This is a genomic window from Providencia sp. PROV188 (assembly GCF_027595165.1).
In the GTDB taxonomy this organism is placed as follows: domain Bacteria; phylum Pseudomonadota; class Gammaproteobacteria; order Enterobacterales; family Enterobacteriaceae; genus Providencia; species Providencia lanzhouensis.
Window position 1 is genome coordinate 1,726,323 of record NZ_CP097291.1, and the last position, 17,506, is coordinate 1,743,828.

The following is a 17,506-nucleotide window of genomic DNA, read 5'->3' on the forward strand; positions in this document are numbered from 1 at the left end:
TTCAGGTTGCCGTCATAAGGCGACAACAAAAAACCTAATATTTGCCGGAGTTTAGGCATGTCGAGTCGTATTCTAGCTGTTGATACAGCCACTGAAGCTTGTTCTGTTGCATTACTGTGCGACGGTGAAATTATTTCGCGTTTTGCAATCTCTCCTCGCGAACATACTCAAAAAGTATTACCGATGGTAGAAGAAGTATTAGCGCAAGCAGGCATTAAACTTAATCAATTAGATGCATTAGCATTTGGGCGTGGACCGGGTAGTTTTACTGGGGTTCGAATTGGTGTGGGCATTGCTCAAGGCTTAGCTCTGGGCGCCGATTTACCCATGATCGGTGTTTCCTCGCTGATGACGCTGGCACAAGGTGTATATCGAACAACGAATAGTTCCCGTGTGTTGGTGGCGATTGATGCTCGAATGTCCGAAATATATTGTGCGCAATATCAACGCGATGAGCAGGGTTTTTGGGTAGGTGAAGAAACTGAAGCTGTGATGCTTCCTGCTGATTTCAAATTAAAATTCACTGAATTAGAAGGGCAATGGAGTCATGCAGGAACGGGCTGGGCTGCTTATCCTGAATTATTAGAAGGCTTGTCCTTAAGTGACAGCCTAATCACGTTACCTGCAGCGCAAGATATACTGCCAATTGCTGAGCAGCTGTGGTTAGCAGGTAAAGTGACTGCGGTTGAGAATGTCGAACCGACTTATTTGCGTAATGAAGTGACTTGGAAAAAATTACCGGGTCGCGAATAAATAGAATCAGCATGATTTTTGTCGAATGAAAAAATAGCTATCAGGGTAAAACCAATAGCTATTTTTTTAATCTAAGATATAGAATCGGTGTTTAATTGAGCTATTATTGAATAAATAAGCGTTAATAAAAATTGGATTGCACATATAATGTGATAAGGAATACCAGCAGTTTTAATACGTACTATCTCACTTTATAATGACTGCTAATTGGAGGTGGTAAATGAAAATTCAATTTAGCTACCGCTCGGCAATGAAAACTCTATTACTTGCGGGCATATTAGCGCTGGCAGGTTGTGTATCTATCCCTCAGTCTATTAAGGGATCAGTACCTAATCCTGCAGATAATCTTAAGTCGGTGCAAAATGCGCCGGAGATGTATATTGGTCAAGAAGCGCGTTTTGGCGGTAAAGTGTTATCTGTCTTTAATGAGCCGAAAAGAACGCGGATTGAGATAGCCGTCATGACGTTAAATAAATATGACGCTGCGCCTGAATTAAACTCCGCATCGCTTGGTCGAATCTATGCTTATATTAACGGGTTTGTTGAGCCAAACGATTTTAAAAACCGCTATGTCACTGTTGTGGGTAACATAACTGGAGAACAAGCAGGGAAAATCGGAGAGGTACCTTATCAATATGTGACAATGAATGTCACAGGCTTCCAACGTTGGAGCATTGCACAAAGCGTGATGATGCCACCGCCTGCGGGTCCATGGGGGTACGGGTATTATGGCTCCCCATATTACTATAATCATCCTTGGGGATGGGGCTATGGGTATCCAGTGGGGCCGGCTCAAGTACAGACGTATTTAACGGAAGATTAAGCAATAGTATTATTCTGCTAAAAATCCTAGTTAAGCTAGGATTTTTTTTATAAAAAAACTGAGCGTGAGTGGACTATTAATCGCTTAATTCTCCAAAAATTCCTGCCAGCAGTGTATAATTACAGGTTATAAGCAGACTAAAGTTCTGGTGAATTAATCATAAGTTGATAGGGCGGTATTGACCGCCTTATTTTTATCTCGAAGGAATGAAATTTATTTAGTGATATAGCTCTCAACCTTAACATTGTCTAATTTTCAAACTGGTACAATGAGTTAATAATTTGTTAAAGGGTTGTGTAAAATAATAACTCACTAAATTCAGGAGTAACATTTTGGAAAAAATCTGGCTAAAAAACTATCCTGCTGATGTACCTGAAGAAATAAGTCCTGATGACTTCGCGTCATTAGCAGAGTTACTTGAAAACGCCGTTTCTCAATATGCGGATCAGCCAGCGTTCATTAATATGGGCGCAGTGATGACCTACCGTAAACTTGAAGAGAGAAGCCGCGCATTTGCCGCATACCTACAAAATGGATTGGGTCTTAAAAAAGGTGACCGAGTTGCTTTAATGATGCCAAACTTGTTGCAGTATCCTATTGCACTGTTTGGGATCCTACGTGCGGGTATGGTAGCGGTTAATGTTAACCCACTGTATACCCCGCGAGAGTTAGAGCATCAGTTAAATGATAGCGGGGCGACAGCGATTGTCATCGTTTCTAACTTTGCACATACATTAGAAAAAATCGTTTTTAATACCAAAGTTAAACACGTTATTTTAACCCGCTTAGGGGATCAGCTACCGCGCCCGAAAGCCACAATTGTGGATTTTGTGGTGAAATATGTAAAACGGTTGGTTCCAAAATACAATTTGCCGGATGCCATTTCGTTTCGTCGCGCTATGCATCAAGGCTATCGAATGCAATATATCAAGCCGAATATTATTGGCGAAGATTTAGCATTCTTACAATATACCGGTGGTACGACTGGGGTAGCCAAAGGTGCGATGTTAACGCATCGTAATATGCTTGCGAATATCGCCCAAGCTAAAGCTGCGTATGGTCCTGTTTTACATTTTGGTCATGAATATGTGGTAACGGCACTGCCGCTTTATCACGTCTTTGCGCTGACCGTAAACTGCTTATTGTTTATCAGTGTGGGCGGCGTGAATCTGCTTATCACCAACCCGCGAGATGTGCCAGATACGGTGAAACAATTATCCCGCTATCCCTTTACCTCGATCACGGGTGTTAACACGCTCTTTAATGCATGGTTGCAAAACCCTGAGTTTCAGAAGCTTGATTTTTCCCGTTTAAGGCTGTCTGTTGGAGGCGGAATGCCTGTCCATAAAGCGGTTGCTCAGAAGTGGCAAGCGCTGACGGGGCGGCATTTACTCGAAGGTTATGGCTTAACGGAATGTTCGCCATTAGTTTCTGGTAACCCATATAATTTAACCGCTTATAGTGGTAGTATCGGGATACCTGTTCCATCAACCGATGTGAAGTTTTTAGATGATGATGGGCATGAAGTTCCTCATGGTACTCCTGGGGAAATGTGGGTAAAAGGCCCGCAGGTGATGAAAGGATATTGGAATCGCCCTGATTCGACCAGTGAAGTGCTTATCGATGGTTGGTTAGCGACTGGCGATATCGCAGAAATAGATGACGAAGGCTATATTCGTATTGTTGATCGCAAAAAAGATATGATTATTGTCTCTGGTTTTAATGTCTATCCAAATGAAATCGAAGATGTTATTTCCATGCATCCTGATGTTATCGAATGTGCTGCAATTGGGGTGCCAAGCGAAAGTACTGGGGAAGCGGTGAAGGTTTTTGTGGTTACCAAAAATTCAGCGCTGACCGCAGCAGATCTAAAAACATTCTGCCGCCGTTCGCTAACGGCGTATAAAGTCCCGAAAATTTTTGAGTTTCGTGATGAGTTGCCGAAATCTAACGTAGGAAAAATTCTACGAAAAGAATTACGAGCCGAAGAGCAGCAAGAACGAGAAAAATCACCGTCATAGCCAACTAGCTGGTGAATTAACAAAAGCAATGTGTGTAACGCCGGTTTTTACCGGCGTTACTGTGTCAGTCAGATACACTTAACCAAATTATAATAAAGAGAAACTTGTTTTGAATTACCGTTTAGTCACAACAGATAGCGAATTAGCCCAAGTCTGCCAAGAGGCCAGTGATGCGCCGTGGTTAGCATTAGATACTGAGTTTGTTCGCACTAGAACCTATTACCCACAGCTGGGCTTATTGCAGTTGTATGATGGAAAACAGGTTTCACTGATTGATCCGCTATTAATGACGGATTTTAGCCCATTTAAGGCGCTGTTAACCAATCCAAACCAATTGAAATTTTTACATGCAGGCAGTGAAGACTTAGAAGTGTTTATGCATGATTTTGGTTGTGTGCCAGAGCCGATGATAGATACCCAAATCGTAGCGGCATTTTTGGGTTATCCCATTTCTTGCGGCTTCGCTACGTTAGTGGCGGAACATTTGGGAGTTGAGTTAGATAAAAGTGAATCTCGAACAGACTGGCTCGCGCGTCCTTTAAGTTCGAAGCAGTGTGATTATGCAATGGCGGATGTACTTTATTTACTGCCGCTGGCTAAAATTTTGATGGAAAAAGTGACGGAAGCTGGCTATTTGGCCGATGCCCAAGACGAGTGTCAGCGTGTGGTTGCTCGCCGTCAAAAAACAGTTAAGCCTGAAAAAGCCTACTTAAATATCACGAATGCATGGCAATTACGCGATGAACAACTTGCTTGCTTACAGTTGCTGGCGGCATGGCGTTTGGAGCAAGCCAAAGCGCGGGATATGGCGATCAATTTCGTGATTAAAGAAGAAAATCTGTGGAAAGTCGCACGTTATTTACCGAGCTCTTTAGGTGAGTTGGATGCCCTTGGTTTATCTGGGCAAGAAATTCGCTGTCATGGTCGCCGCTTGTTAAGTATTGTCGAAGACGCGAAGAAACTGGATGCCAGCCAGTATCCGGCGCCTGTTGCTAATATTACTGAACAGAGCCAATACAAAAGCATTTTTAAAGAGATCAAAGGGGTGGTGAAAGAAATCGCCGAGAATGAAAAATTCAACCCAGAGTTATTAGCATCTCGTCGACAAATTAACCAGTTATTAGCGGTACATTGGGGGCTAAAAGAGAAATCATGTCAGCCTGAACTGCTTGCTGGTTGGCGAGGTCGGTTACTGGAAGCGCCATTAACCCAATTACTTAGCCAAGCATAATTATGATAAAGGCACAAAATAGCGATGATTTTGTGCCTTTATCCCATTTTTAAAGTACTTTTTTCTTCGGTAATTTGTTACTCATATCAATAAGTTTTATTCTCATTCTGCCAATATTCAATATTTATTATTCTTTAAATAATGAAGATTATTATTTATCGCCAATCTAAAAATAATGTTTCTTTCTAATATTAATGCCTCACTTTAATGCATTTCAATTCTGTAATTACTCTTAAAAAATAGCCAATATAAATAAAAATCGAACTTAAAATAACCCATTACAGCGATGATTAACATTTGTATGGGGAGGGTTATTTTATAGTTTATTGAAAAATAAAAAGAAAAAATCATTCTAATACAATGATTTTTAATTGAATTATAAAATCTCCATTTGTAAATAAAACTCATTCTCATAAAATCATTTCCAGTTTGTGGGCTCGCAAATACGTCCAAGATCACAGAGCAAAAAGCATCATCTCCTTTTAATTTTTTATTTTCAAAATAAGGAAATTGAATATGAATAAAAGCACTAAATTTACATTAATTGCTATGTTGGTGGGGGTTTCTACTTGTGCGAGTGCGGTAACGGAATCTGCACAAAGCCAAACGTATGAAACAGAAAGGTCGGATGTAACAATTGGGGGAACACAAGGCGCTCATGGGCCATATGGTGGTTCTATAGGTGCTCCGGGTATTGGTCATCGTGATAAAGCTAATGGGAAAAAAATATCATTCTCGAGTTTAGCGAGAATTGTGATGCTCCCTAAAGAAGGTAATGTTTATATTGTCCCTGGAACTCCACAGCATGAAGTCGATATGGGAAAATTCCAATTTTCTAAAATCGCGGATGCAGAAGTTTATTATGGGGATTGGTCACAAACTGGAACGGAAGACGATGCTAAGCATACCGCTTTCTTCTCTGGCCAAGATGCAACAACAGCGGTACCAACCGAAGGTAAAGCCACTTACACCATTGCAGGAATTAACCAATATGATGGTGAGAAAAAGCTTCCAGGTAGTTTTGAGGCGAACTTTGGGGATAAAGATTATACTGGGTCATTACAAGGAACTGCACATAGTTATGATTTTAAAGGAAAAATAATGGATGGAGGTTCGTTTTCTGGGGATGCCATTGTTAAAAATCTCGAAAACACTCAGCAGAATACAGGTTTGAGTTATGGGCGCTTCTTTGGTGAGAATGCGGAACATGTTGGTGGTGTGTTGGTATTTAATGATAATCACAAACATGATACTGCCTTTGGTGGTAGCCAAACCGAAGAGTAATTTCTTTATTTAACACTCTTTGTTTAGCAATATGATTGTTATCAGGTAGGCAAAAGTTATTTTGCCTACCTGTATTTTTATGGGAAAAAAAAGGAAAACGGATGAAAAAAACAATCAGCAAGATTGAGGTATTAATTCTATTATTGTTTTCTGTAAATTCATTTTCTGAGCAAAGCTATGGCGGTCAACAATATGGGCAACAACAATATGAACAAATAATCGGATTTTTAACTGAAATAAATAACACAAGAAATAATTCGTCAAATATAATTCCACTTAAAATAAACAAAAATGTCGACGACCTTGGTTTTATTCTTTATGATTTAACCAATCGGCAGCAGTTTCAAAAAATCGATGAACTATTACCTGATTATCTAAATGATAAAAATCACGATAAAGGTATGGTGGATTATATTTCAGCAGAAAGGGCTTATTTTAATGGTGATTACCCATTGTCACTTAAGTTTTATTTAAAAATAGTTAATGAAAACCCTAACTCAGTGTTTTCTAAAATGAAACTGGCTCATATCTATATAAAGAATAGTTATTATCGTGAAGCATTAGTTTTATACGGAAAAATAAAGAATAAATATCGAGTAGGTTTACCTGAAGAGCGAATAAAACAGATAGACAGTGAAATTACAGCATTAGAAAATCGAGCTAATTGGCAGGGAAATTTCAATGCGGATTTAAAGTATGACACAAACTATACCGAGGCTCACGGTAACAAGGAACAGCAATGTAATTCGATGTGGTGCATGCAAGGTAGCGAAATCAAATCCGGTTTGGTGTATGGCTTTTCAGGAAATGCCAATAAAGTCCTTTGGCAGAATCGAGGACATTCACTGTTGGCCAGCCTTGGTGGATACGTATGGGAATACCCACATCGCTCAGTAAAAAGGCGTTTTTCAAGTTATTCATCAGTAAGCTATCAGTATCTTTATGGGAATAAAAAGATCGCTTTTTCACCGATTGTAGATATTAATTGGCGAGGGCATTTGTTTGACCATTACAGTGTCGGCGCGAGCATTACAGGGGCATACTCCCCTAGTAATAAGCTTTATTTGCTATCCAATCTAACGTATAAAAATCAAGCTTTCTTTGGGAAACGAGTATCGCGATCAGGTTATGATATTAATTATAGTATAACGGCAATTTATTCGGTCAATCCACAATGGAGCTTATTTTCAAATTTATATGGTGGTAAAAACATTGAGCAATATAAAAGTGACAGTTATCAAGTGTCAGGGTTAACTGTGGGCTCAATCAATGTATTTAGCTCGAATAAGTTAGTCAATAAATTAACAAGTAGTAATCATAAGTTTTTTGATTTTGACAGTGCACTTAATACAAAGCGACACGATGAATCATGGGAGTTAAATAGCCAAATAACCCTATTAGGCCACACATTTTTATCATTAACACCAACACTGTATGTTAATTATAAATTCAATGATAGCAGTGCAAAAATAAGCTATTCCTATAATAAAAGCGAAGTGGGTTTAAATTTAAGTAAAACGTTTTAGTTCGTATTGAGATTTAATATGAAAGTAACAGCAGTGGTAGCAATGAAAATTGCCACAGGGTTAACGATGGGTGTCATTTCACTTTCGTCTTATGCCAGCTCAAGGGAACAGGTGGGCAATATACAAGTAAAAGACCAGACTGATACGATTAAAATACGGGATCAAAAGGGTGCTGATGACCAATATGATAAAGACGAATCAAATATCTATATCAGCAAAGAAGCGGTCGAGCGTTATAAAGGCACTAACCCCGCCGATATTTTGAATCATGGCATTGGTGTTTATAGCGGTGATGCACGTAATAGTGGGGCGTTAGACCCAAATATTCGAGGCATTCAAGGTCAAGGGCGTGTACCTGTTACGGTGGATGGTACGGAGCAAGCCATCACCGTGTGGCGTGGCTACAACGGGGCCAATAACCGAAACTATGTAGACCCCAATATGATCAGCAGTATCACCGTAGTAAAAAGCCCGATGTTAGATCGTGATATTCGTACCTCTATTGGTGGTGGCGTGGCAGTAAAAACCCTCAGCATTGATGATATTGTCCCATCAGATGAACGTTTTTCTGTCGATCTTAAACTTGAAACACGAACTAATTCAACAAAGCCTCGAATCAATCAATTACATCTTGGAAGCGATTATAGAGATAACCCTATGCTCATGGATAGTTTGCTTAATCACTATGATGACTCTCTGTCGTTAGTGAGGTTCCGAGACCCAGAGACAACGGTAGAGCCAGACCAACCAGGAAGTTCCAATTTCTTTAATTTAAAAGACAGTGCAATGCGAGTAGCACTGGGGTTACGGCAAGACAAATTTGACTTGTTATTTGCATATAGCCACCGAAACCAAGGTAACTATTTTGCGGGGCGTCATGGCGCAAACTATTTCCGAGAACCAATTATTCCTCGAGACAATAAATACTCAGAAAAAACGTTAGATCCTAATATCCCTTTTGTTGCCAATGTTTACTTGCCAACTAAAGAAGTAGGTAATACTTCCAGTAATATCGAAACTTTTCTGCAAAAAATGAATGTGCAGCTCTCTGAATCCCAGAGTGTCTCCTTCGGCTATGTGCATACCAAAAGCCATTATGGGGAAATTATGCCCTCGCAAATTCGCTTTCATGATTTGGCAGGGGAAATTCCCCAATGGCCGTTGGCAAATCTTAGTTTAGGCTCTCTCTATGTTAACTATGGATTTAAACCCAGCGACCAGCCGTTTTTTGATTTTCAGTTAAGTTATTGGCTAACAAAAATGGATTTAAATTCTAATACGGCGGGTGACTTGCCTAGGCAAGCGATGGAGTATGACTGGTATGTAAATGGTAATCGTAGAAATCCACATGTTAACGGGAAATTAGTAGATGGAATAAAACTGAGTCAACTCAATGATAGGCAAGGTATTTCCTTATCTAATAAGACCCAATTACTGCCTAGCTTTGATGTGACTTTCATTGGTAACTTTACAAATGAGAAAATTCACAGTCATGATGATATTTATGACCCTAACGCAGAAATACCTAAATACAGCTCATTTCGGGCTATCCCTCGTGAAGGAAAGCGCCAAGAGTACAGTGGAGCAATTAGATTGGATTGGCGACCAACGGATTGGCTAAATGTCAATGCAGGTATTCAGTATCAAAATTATTGGTCGCGAGATTTATTAAGAGAACGCCGATTAAAAGTAAAAGATGAGTGCTTTGCTATGCATCAAATTGAGACAGCTATGAACTTTGAATACTCTCGGCCGTTAACGGAAGAGGAAGCGCGTAAAGTGAGAGAGTATGTGGATAACAAAGGACGTACTTTTGATGGTTACAATAAGACAGGGCTCTGGCCGGATAGTACCATTGGTGTTTCTAAAATTGAGTGGTTTGTCGCAGAAGCATTATCACTTCCTAAGTATTCCCTAAAAAAAGCCGAGCACTATTCTACAATCCATGAAGAGTATGAGGGATTTCGTATTACCGGATTCGACTATATCAAATGGCGGGTGGATGAAGATGGCAAACTCACTACAGAGAAAAACCCATTCTATAATGGGAAAATTGACCTATCAGAAGAAGTGATTGACCCGATTAGCCAGAAAAAAGTGAAAGCAATTATAGCCTATCGTGCTCCAAATAAAGAATGGGACTATATTTTAGTCAGTGAGAATGAAAAGTATAAAAAACCGGGTAAACGTATTAACTCAGCGTGGAGCCCATCACTGGGAGGTTCAATTTACCTTTCAGAAAATGATCGCGTTTTTGCTCGTTATGCTGAAACCGTTAGAATGCCAAGTATTTTTGAAGATACCATCGGTTTTTCTGGCGGAGGTAAAGTCACTATAGGGCATCACCCCTTTAAGCCAGAACGTAGCCATACTTTTGAAATCGGTTATGTACGTAATTTGCAAAGTTGGTTGAAAGCAGAAAATGCCGCCGATTTTAGAATCAATTACTACCATAATATTATCGATAATGCGTTTGATCGTGATGGTAATTTGGTTTTTGCGCAAATGGATCAGCACCGAACCGCCGGTTTAGAAGTGTTAGCCCGCTATGATAATGGGCGTTTCTTTGGCGATTTAGGGGTAGATTTCCGACTGAAAAATGAAGTTTGTGATGATGCTTCGATGGTTCTCTTAGACCCGTTGAACAAGTTCAAAGGGTCAATTTGTACTGAAGGTGGCTTTCCACTCGGTTATCTCCGAACCCAGTTGCAACCTAAATACAGTATCCATACTAATCTTGGTATGCGCTTCTTTAATGAAAGTTTGGAAGTTGGCGGGCGGGTGCGATATCACGCCAAAACAGAAAATAAAGATGAAGCACAGATGGCGAGCAAGTTTGGCCCTTCCTATTCACCTTTAAACAATAACCCGATGAGTGGGAATGCGGTATTTGTCACCGATGCCTATGTCACTTATCAAGTGAATAAGAACCTGTTAGTGGAATTGTTGGCCTCTAACGTATTAAACGAATATTACATTGACCCGCTGACACGTAGCATGATGCCAGCACCGGGGAGATCCCTTCGTTTAAGTGTGACCAGTCACTTCTAAGGCTCAGCCCCAGCAAAGCACATTTGCTGGGGCTGATTAGGAATATCGCCATGAATTATTTTCGAATTTATTATGGATTACCGCTTTCTGGCTTATTACACGGCACCATTATTTATTTCTGTTTTTTTGCATTCAATTCATTGTCATTCAAAATGACAGCACCGTTAATTTCGCCAGTAGTGACCGTCGCGTTAACCCAGTTTTTAGTTGAGCAACAAGTGAGCATCCCCCAAGAAAGCCAATCGGTAACTGGCGGTGAACTCAATGTTATTGAGGAGCTTGAGTACGCCAATATCAAGGTCAGAAAGCAGCGTAACCAGCAAGATAATACCTCAAATACCGTCGCTGAAAGAACACCCAAAGAAGTGAAATCTGAAAAACGTAGTTCTATAAAAAATAAGGCTAAGCCGGAAGAAAAAACCAAGAAAGAAAGCCTTCGAGATGATTTGCAAACCCAAAGAGCTAAAGAAGGAGAAAACACAGCAAATTCTTTAGCAGCAGGGCAGCAAGGTGATCTCGCTCATTTTTCTGATGGTGAAAATAGCATCAATGCCAAACAGCGCTATTTAGACCAGATCAAACGGGAAATTGATAGACATAAACAGTACCCGCGACGAGCACGCAAAATGCGTATACAAGGGGGTATTCAAGTTCAGTTTGATGTCACAGAGAAAGGTGAGTTGGTCAATGCGAAAGTGGTGGATTCAGAAAAGAGCCAATTTTTTGAACAGGCGATATTGGATGCGATTAAGCGTTGCAAGCCACTCGGTAAGCCGCCTGAAAATATGAACAGAAAAATGATATTAAAAATTAACTTCAAGTTAGACTAATACTGAAATCGCTAACAAAATCAAGCCGCTATGGCGTTATATAAATATAGCGATATAGCGGCATTGTACAATATTACTGTTCTGCTGGTTTTGCTTCTTTAACGTCTTTACCTTCTTCCGCTTCAGGAAGGGTGACGTTTAATTCGAGAACAGAAATATCATCATCTTTTTGTTCAAATTGTACGGATAACATTTCTGGGTCAACTTGAACATACTTGCAAATAACTTGCAAAATATCTCGCTTCATATCAGCAAGATAAGCTGGCTCACTATCACCGCGACGACGTTCAGCAACGATGATCTGCAGTCGCTCTTTTGCGATATTTGCTGTCGTCTTTTTTCTCGACAGAAAGAAATCCAATAAAGCCATTATTTATCCCCCAAATAGACGCTTTAAGAAGCCTTTTTTCTCTTCTTCAATGAAACGCATAGGGCGATCTTCACCTAAAATACGTTCTACACAGTCGCTATATGCTTGTCCTGCTTCAGAGTCAGAGTCCAGAATGACAGGTTCACCTTGGTTAGATGAACGTAAAACAGACTGATCTTCTGGGATCACACCCACTAATGGAATGCACAGAATTTCTAAAACGTCTTCCATACTCAGCATATCACCACGAGTCACTCGACCTGGGTTGTAGCGAGTTAATAATAAACGCTCTTTAATTGGGTCTTGACCTTGTTCTGCGCGACGAGATTTAGAGGATAAGATCCCTAAAATACGGTCTGAGTCACGAACAGAAGAGACTTCTGGGTTAGTTGTGATAATGGCTTCATCAGCAAAATAAAGCGCCATTAATGCGCCACTTTCAATACCGGCAGGAGAGTCACAGATAATAAAGTCAAACGCCATTTCGTTGCTGAGTTCATCAAGAATTTTTTCAACACCTTCACGAGTCAGCGCGTCTTTATCACGAGTTTGTGATGCAGGAAGAATATAAAGGTTTTCAGTACGTTTATCTTTGATTAACGCCTGATTAAGAGTTGCATCACCTTGGATAACGTTAACGAAGTCATAGACTACTCGACGTTCACACCCCATGATTAGGTCAAGGTTACGCAGACCGATATCGAAATCGATAACTACGGTTTTCTTCCCTTTTTGAGCTAGGCCGGTAGCTATGGCCGCGCTTGAAGTGGTTTTACCAACGCCACCTTTACCAGAAGTAACAACAATTATGCGTGCCATGAATAATTCCTTGTAAATAAGGTCTAATTTAAGTATTCAATATTAAGTTTGTTATCAACTAAACAAAGTTTAGCTGCTTTGGCGAGAAATTCAGTAGGTATCTGATCACTCAACCAATACTCGCCTGCAATGGACACTAGCTCTGCTTGCAAATGAGTACAATAAATCTGGCTTTCCATATCACCTGAGGCACCAGCAAGGGCACGACCTCTCATAACGCCATAGATATGAATATTACCATCTGCTAATAATTCTGCACCTGCACTAACATTACTTGTGACGATGAGATCACTATTTGGCGCATAAATACGCTGACCTGAACGAACAGGAGTATTGATAATACGGGTTTTGCGATAAGCAGATTCAATTGGAGCAGGTTGTGGGGCAATATCCGATTTCGCAAAAGTAACGTCATCCGTTGATGGTTCTGGCGCTTTTTTGCTTTTACCTTCAATAAGCACTGGTAAGCCCGCTTCATTGATCTTTTGTCTTAACAGTGGATCAGTACAGCCGCTGACACCCACAATTCGAAGACCTGCAGAGACAATCGCTTTGTGGATACTGTACATATCCGCATGGTGAGTTAATTCCGCAACATTAATAACAACTGGGGCATTTTTAAGAAAATCAGGAGCCTGATTGACCTTGTCTTGCAGCGCTTTTTTGATGAGTTTAGGCTCTTCACTGTGTAAGTGAATGACTGAAAGAGTAAAACTGCTGCCTTTAAGTTCTATTGGCGATTGTGGCATCTATCTAGACTCAGCAAATTAAAATTTCCGAAACAATCCTCGGGTGAAGATACTCAGTAAAACAATAGCATGTTATAGTTACTGCATACTTCAAGCAAGCTTACGAACTAAGAAAAAGAGTTAAATATAATGATTTGTGCAATTTATAGAAGCCCGAACCGTGATCAAACTTATTTATATGTCGAAAAGAAAGATGACTTTTCACGCGTACCAGAAGAACTCCTGAAGCAATTTGGCAAACCACAGTTTTCAATGTTAATTTCATTGGATAAACGTGAAAAGCTAGCAAATGCGGACATTGAGCGAGTTCGAGCTGACCTTCAAGACGTTGGCTACTACTTGCAATTTCCACCTCCGGTTGAAAATTTACTTTCTGAATATCGCGAATTAAACGACTAAGACAATTTAGGATGATCCTTAAAAAGCCATTATCGTCAGGAGGATAAAAATGAAGCCAACGTTATTATATACCTTAGTCGCTGGTGTACTTTTAGCAAGTTGCAGTGCTCCGCAAACCCAAAAAGCTGCAACTCAAGCAAACGAAACTCGAATTCTGACAACGGCACAAGAAGCTGCGATTGAGAAAGAAGTTATCGCACTAGATAAAGCTTTTCCAATTGAACAACGTGAGCCTTCACAATTTCCTGCCTATGTGGAATTGCTGAAACAACATGCTGCGGCTCAAGGTATCAAACAGTCTACGATTGATCGTGGCTTTGCTAACATTTATTTCCTTGAACGTGTCGTAAAAGCGGATAAAGGGCAACCTGAAAAACGCGCAACAGTGACGTTAGCCAGCTATTTAAAAAATGTCTTACCACAATCTCGCATTAATGCGGGTGTTGAAAAGTACTATGAAAACCAAGCGGTATTGAACGCAATTAGCCAGAAATATGGTGTACCGCCACAGTACATTGTCTCTTTATGGGGACTCGAAAGTGGTTTTGGTCGTTCACAGGGTAAAGAAGATGTAATTTCAGCGCTTGCCACACTCTCTTTTGAAGGGCGTCGTGAAGCACTGTTTAGTAAGCAATTATTAGCAGCCTTGGAAATCATGGATAAAGGTTATATTCCTGAAGATCAGCAACTGAAAGGTTCATGGGCTGGGGCGATGGGGCAGAGCCAATTTATGCCAACGTCTTATTTATCCTATGCCGCAGATGGCGATGGTGACGGCAAAATGGACATTTGGAATAACAAAGCCGATGTCTTTGCTTCAGTTGCCAACTATTTATCCACGGAAGGATGGCAATCTGCATTACCATGGGGCTATCAAGTTTCACTACCAGCTGATTTTAACCGTAGCTTAGAAGGGGTTAAAACGGAACAAGGAAAAACCGTTCAGGAGTGGGAAAAATTAGGGGTTAAATTACCTGCATTTTCTCGACTATCGCCAGATTTAAAAACATGGGTGGTTATTCCTGATGACCCTGAAGGTCGAACGTTCTTAGTGACCCAAAACTTCCGCACGATTATGCATTGGAATCGTTCATATTATTTCGCATTAAGTGTTTGTATGATGGCGGATGGTATCGCTGCAAAAATACAATAACGATAATAGGAGTTACCGATATGTATCAACATCGCGACTGGCAAGGTGCTTTATTAGATTTCCCTGCCAATAAAGTAGTTTGTGTGGGCAGTAACTATGCCAAACATATTAAAGAAATGGGTTCAGCATTACCTGAGGAACCTGTCTTATTTATTAAACCGGAAACTGCCCTGTGTGATGTGAACCAGCCAATTGTTATTCCTAAAGAATTAGGCTCGGTTCACCATGAAGTTGAGATGGCGATTTTGATCGGTATGCCTCTTAAAAATGCGGATGAAGATAGGGTTGCTCGTGCAATTGCCGGTTATGCAGTCGCACTTGATTTAACCCTAAGGGATTTACAGGCGAAATTTAAGAAAGCAGGGCAGCCATGGGAAAAAAGCAAAGCTTTTGATGGTTCATGTCCAATTTCAGGATTTATTCCCGTTAGTGGTACCAGTGACCTGCAAAATATGTCACTGAGTTTAGAAATCAACGGCGAGATTCGTCAGTCTGGCTCGACCCGTGATATGATCACGCCAGTTTTACCGCTCATTAGCTATATGTCCCGTTTCTTTACCCTACGTCCTGGAGACGTTATCTTAACCGGCACACCGGAAGGTGTGGGGCCATTGGCTTCTGGGGATATGTTAAAGCTAACGATTAATGATAATTCACTGACCACTAGAGTCATTTAAGTATAGGATTTTGCAGTATTATGTCTCAGTTTTTCTGGCAGGTTAAAACCTTAGATGAAATGACCGATGAAGAGTGGGAATCTCTCTGTGATGGATGTGGGCAATGCTGCTTGCATAAATTAATGGATGAAGACACCGATGAGATCTATTTCACTAATGTGGCTTGCAACCAGTTAAATATTAAAACCTGTCAGTGCAGACATTATGCAGATCGTTTCAAATATGAAGCGGATTGCATAAAACTGACTCGGGATAATCTGGAAACATTCGCTTGGTTACCAAGTACCTGTGCATACCGTTTGTTAATGGAAGGAAAGCCGCTTCCTGCATGGCATCCATTGAAAACTGGTTCAAAAGCTGCAATGCATAATGAAGGTATTTCAGTTCGCCATATCGCAGTACGAGAAATTGATGTGGTAGAGTGGGAAGATCATATTATGAACCGACCAAACGACAGATAATGCATCACTAATCGACTCTTCTAAAAACCCGCTTCATTTACACTGAGCGGGTTTTTTATCCTTACGCCCTCATTAGATCCAACGCCATCAATTCGATTAAAAATGACAAATCGAACAAAAAACAATCACTATTAATCACCTGTCAAGATTTTTTATTACAAAGAAGATATTTGTACTTTGTGGAACCTATTGAAATAGATTACTTATAAATGAGAACAAACTTGGTTTATATTTAGTAATGTTCAAATGTTAAATATTCTTTAATAAAAAGTAGAGTGATATTTAAATAATATTCAGTCAGCCTAATTCACACACATGGTGATTTTAAGTGATATTTCATAGCATATTGAAATAATATACTTTTTCTGTCTTATTTCACTCAAATATCATATTGTCATTCAAGAGCTAATTTAATGAGTCAATGTTATCTAAATAGAACTATTATTAACGTTATTGTCACGTTAGTTCACTGAAAAGATGGGTAGAATAGGTAGTGTTAAAATCGATTAGCACTTAGCTTTAAATGCTTTTTTGTTCAAAATGAAGACATAAGACAAATCAAAAACTCACAAAATGCGTTTTTAGGAATATTCCTAATATGCATTTTTTAGGCAATTTTTATAAATTTGGTCGAACTGTTATTATTGGCAAATAACCTTATATATCACTGAATTACGCAAATTCGCCAAATTTTGATACAGATCAAGTTTTTGGTTAAAAAGTACCACTTATTTAGTATTGTTAGATCAGAAATGATTATTTCCGCTTACATAGCCTCACACCCTGATACTCTTAATAAGATTAAATTGTCAAAGTCTTATTATATGACAGGAGCATTATCTTGCGGTATTTATGATTTTTTATCATAAATATTCTCCCTGCTTCTTTACTGTGTTTTTTCTATTCCCTCTACGATAGTGGTAGTCACTGAAAAATTGTTGTTATATAACTTTTTACTTTGCCCTAATGCGCAATAAAGTTATAGATAATTCTTTTACTCTCAATGAGGGTTAATTTGTGGGTTGGAATAATAATTCGATATTTAATTTTATTTATTGGCAAATGTTTCAATATGAACATGGGTTATTTTAATAAGAAAAATTTATCAATTACGTATTTTTAACACGTATAGCGTGACTCTATTTTGTAATCAAAAGACTAGAAAAAGTGTCTAAATGTAAATAAAAATACAAAATTTAACTTATATCTCAAATTTAAAATATTCACAAAAATCTTTTATATCTTATAAAATCGAAATTAAATTTTATAAATTTAAATATTTATTTTTGAATATGCTTATTCAGCCTCTAAATATGACTTATTAAGTGTAATTAATATATTGACCATTTCGATTAATAG

The 17,506-nt window shown here is 39.3% G+C and carries 15 protein-coding genes; 12 read left to right on the forward strand and 3 right to left on the reverse strand.

Going from position 1 to position 17,506, the window contains the following annotated elements; translation table 11 throughout:
- Positions 1–57: 57 nt before the first annotated feature.
- The 8 genes from tsaB (at position 58) to M5X66_RS07880 (ending at position 11,519) form a co-directional block, all read left to right on the forward strand.
- Entirely contained in the window at positions 58–753 is a 696-nt protein-coding gene (gene tsaB, locus M5X66_RS07845) for a tRNA (adenosine(37)-N6)-threonylcarbamoyltransferase complex dimerization subunit type 1 TsaB (protein WP_270103983.1), read from the forward strand.
- A gap of 220 nt (positions 754–973) precedes the next feature.
- The gene (locus tag M5X66_RS07850; RefSeq protein WP_036948218.1) at positions 974–1,576 is read left to right on the forward strand and encodes a Slp family lipoprotein; all 603 of its coding nucleotides are present in this window, start codon (positions 974–976) and stop codon (positions 1,574–1,576) included.
- A 332-nt stretch (positions 1,577–1,908) separates the two neighbouring features.
- Positions 1,909–3,597, forward strand: coding sequence for a long-chain-fatty-acid--CoA ligase FadD (gene fadD / locus M5X66_RS07855; RefSeq protein ID WP_154599305.1), 1,689 nt, complete (start codon positions 1,909–1,911; stop codon positions 3,595–3,597).
- A gap of 109 nt (positions 3,598–3,706) precedes the next feature.
- Positions 3,707–4,828: a ribonuclease D gene (gene rnd, locus M5X66_RS07860; RefSeq protein ID WP_270103984.1), complete on the forward strand. Its 1,122-nt coding sequence runs from the start codon at positions 3,707–3,709 to the stop codon at positions 4,826–4,828.
- A gap of 516 nt (positions 4,829–5,344) precedes the next feature.
- Positions 5,345–6,112, forward strand: coding sequence for a Slam-dependent surface lipoprotein (locus M5X66_RS07865; RefSeq protein ID WP_154599304.1), 768 nt, complete (start codon positions 5,345–5,347; stop codon positions 6,110–6,112).
- Positions 6,113–6,213: 101 nt separating this feature from the next.
- Positions 6,214–7,638 (forward strand): surface lipoprotein assembly modifier, encoded by a 1,425-nt coding sequence (locus M5X66_RS07870; protein ID WP_270103985.1) that lies wholly within the window; start codon positions 6,214–6,216, stop codon positions 7,636–7,638.
- Positions 7,639–7,656: 18 nt separating this feature from the next.
- Complete coding sequence (locus M5X66_RS07875) at positions 7,657–10,689, forward strand: TonB-dependent receptor domain-containing protein (RefSeq protein WP_270103986.1); 3,033 nt, start codon at positions 7,657–7,659, stop codon at positions 10,687–10,689.
- 50 nt (positions 10,690–10,739) lie between these two features.
- On the forward strand, positions 10,740–11,519 hold the full coding sequence (locus M5X66_RS07880; RefSeq protein WP_154599301.1) for an energy transducer TonB: 780 nt from the start codon (positions 10,740–10,742) through the stop codon (positions 11,517–11,519).
- Positions 11,520–11,592: 73 nt separating this feature from the next.
- Here the strand turns inward: M5X66_RS07880 and minE are convergent, their stop codons facing one another.
- Genes minE through minC form a run of 3 tightly spaced genes read right to left on the reverse strand, consistent with a single transcriptional unit; the run spans position 11,593 to position 13,457 of the window.
- Positions 11,593–11,889 (reverse strand): cell division topological specificity factor MinE, encoded by a 297-nt coding sequence (gene minE, locus M5X66_RS07885; protein WP_036948203.1) that lies wholly within the window; start codon positions 11,887–11,889, stop codon positions 11,593–11,595.
- Positions 11,890–11,892: 3 nt separating this feature from the next.
- A complete protein-coding gene (gene minD, locus M5X66_RS07890) occupies positions 11,893–12,708 on the reverse strand; it encodes a septum site-determining protein MinD (RefSeq protein WP_036948201.1) in 816 nt (271 codons plus the stop codon).
- A gap of 23 nt (positions 12,709–12,731) precedes the next feature.
- On the reverse strand, positions 12,732–13,457 hold the full coding sequence (gene minC, locus M5X66_RS07895) for a septum site-determining protein MinC (RefSeq protein WP_036948199.1): 726 nt from the start codon (positions 13,455–13,457) through the stop codon (positions 12,732–12,734).
- Positions 13,458–13,586: 129 nt separating this feature from the next.
- On the opposite strand from minC, the gene M5X66_RS07900 reads away from it, so the two are divergent.
- Genes M5X66_RS07900 through M5X66_RS07915 form a run of 4 tightly spaced genes read left to right on the forward strand, consistent with a single transcriptional unit; the run spans position 13,587 to position 16,147 of the window.
- Positions 13,587–13,856, forward strand: a complete 270-nt coding sequence (locus tag M5X66_RS07900) for a YcgL domain-containing protein (RefSeq protein WP_036948197.1) — start codon at positions 13,587–13,589, stop codon at positions 13,854–13,856.
- 49 nt (positions 13,857–13,905) lie between these two features.
- Entirely contained in the window at positions 13,906–15,009 is a 1,104-nt protein-coding gene (locus M5X66_RS07905; protein WP_036948195.1) for a lytic murein transglycosylase, read from the forward strand.
- A gap of 20 nt (positions 15,010–15,029) precedes the next feature.
- Positions 15,030–15,686, forward strand: coding sequence for a fumarylacetoacetate hydrolase family protein (locus M5X66_RS07910; protein ID WP_036948193.1), 657 nt, complete (start codon positions 15,030–15,032; stop codon positions 15,684–15,686).
- 17 nt (positions 15,687–15,703) lie between these two features.
- Entirely contained in the window at positions 15,704–16,147 is a 444-nt protein-coding gene (locus M5X66_RS07915; RefSeq protein ID WP_196231028.1) for a YcgN family cysteine cluster protein, read from the forward strand.
- Positions 16,148–17,506 lie beyond the last annotated feature (1,359 nt).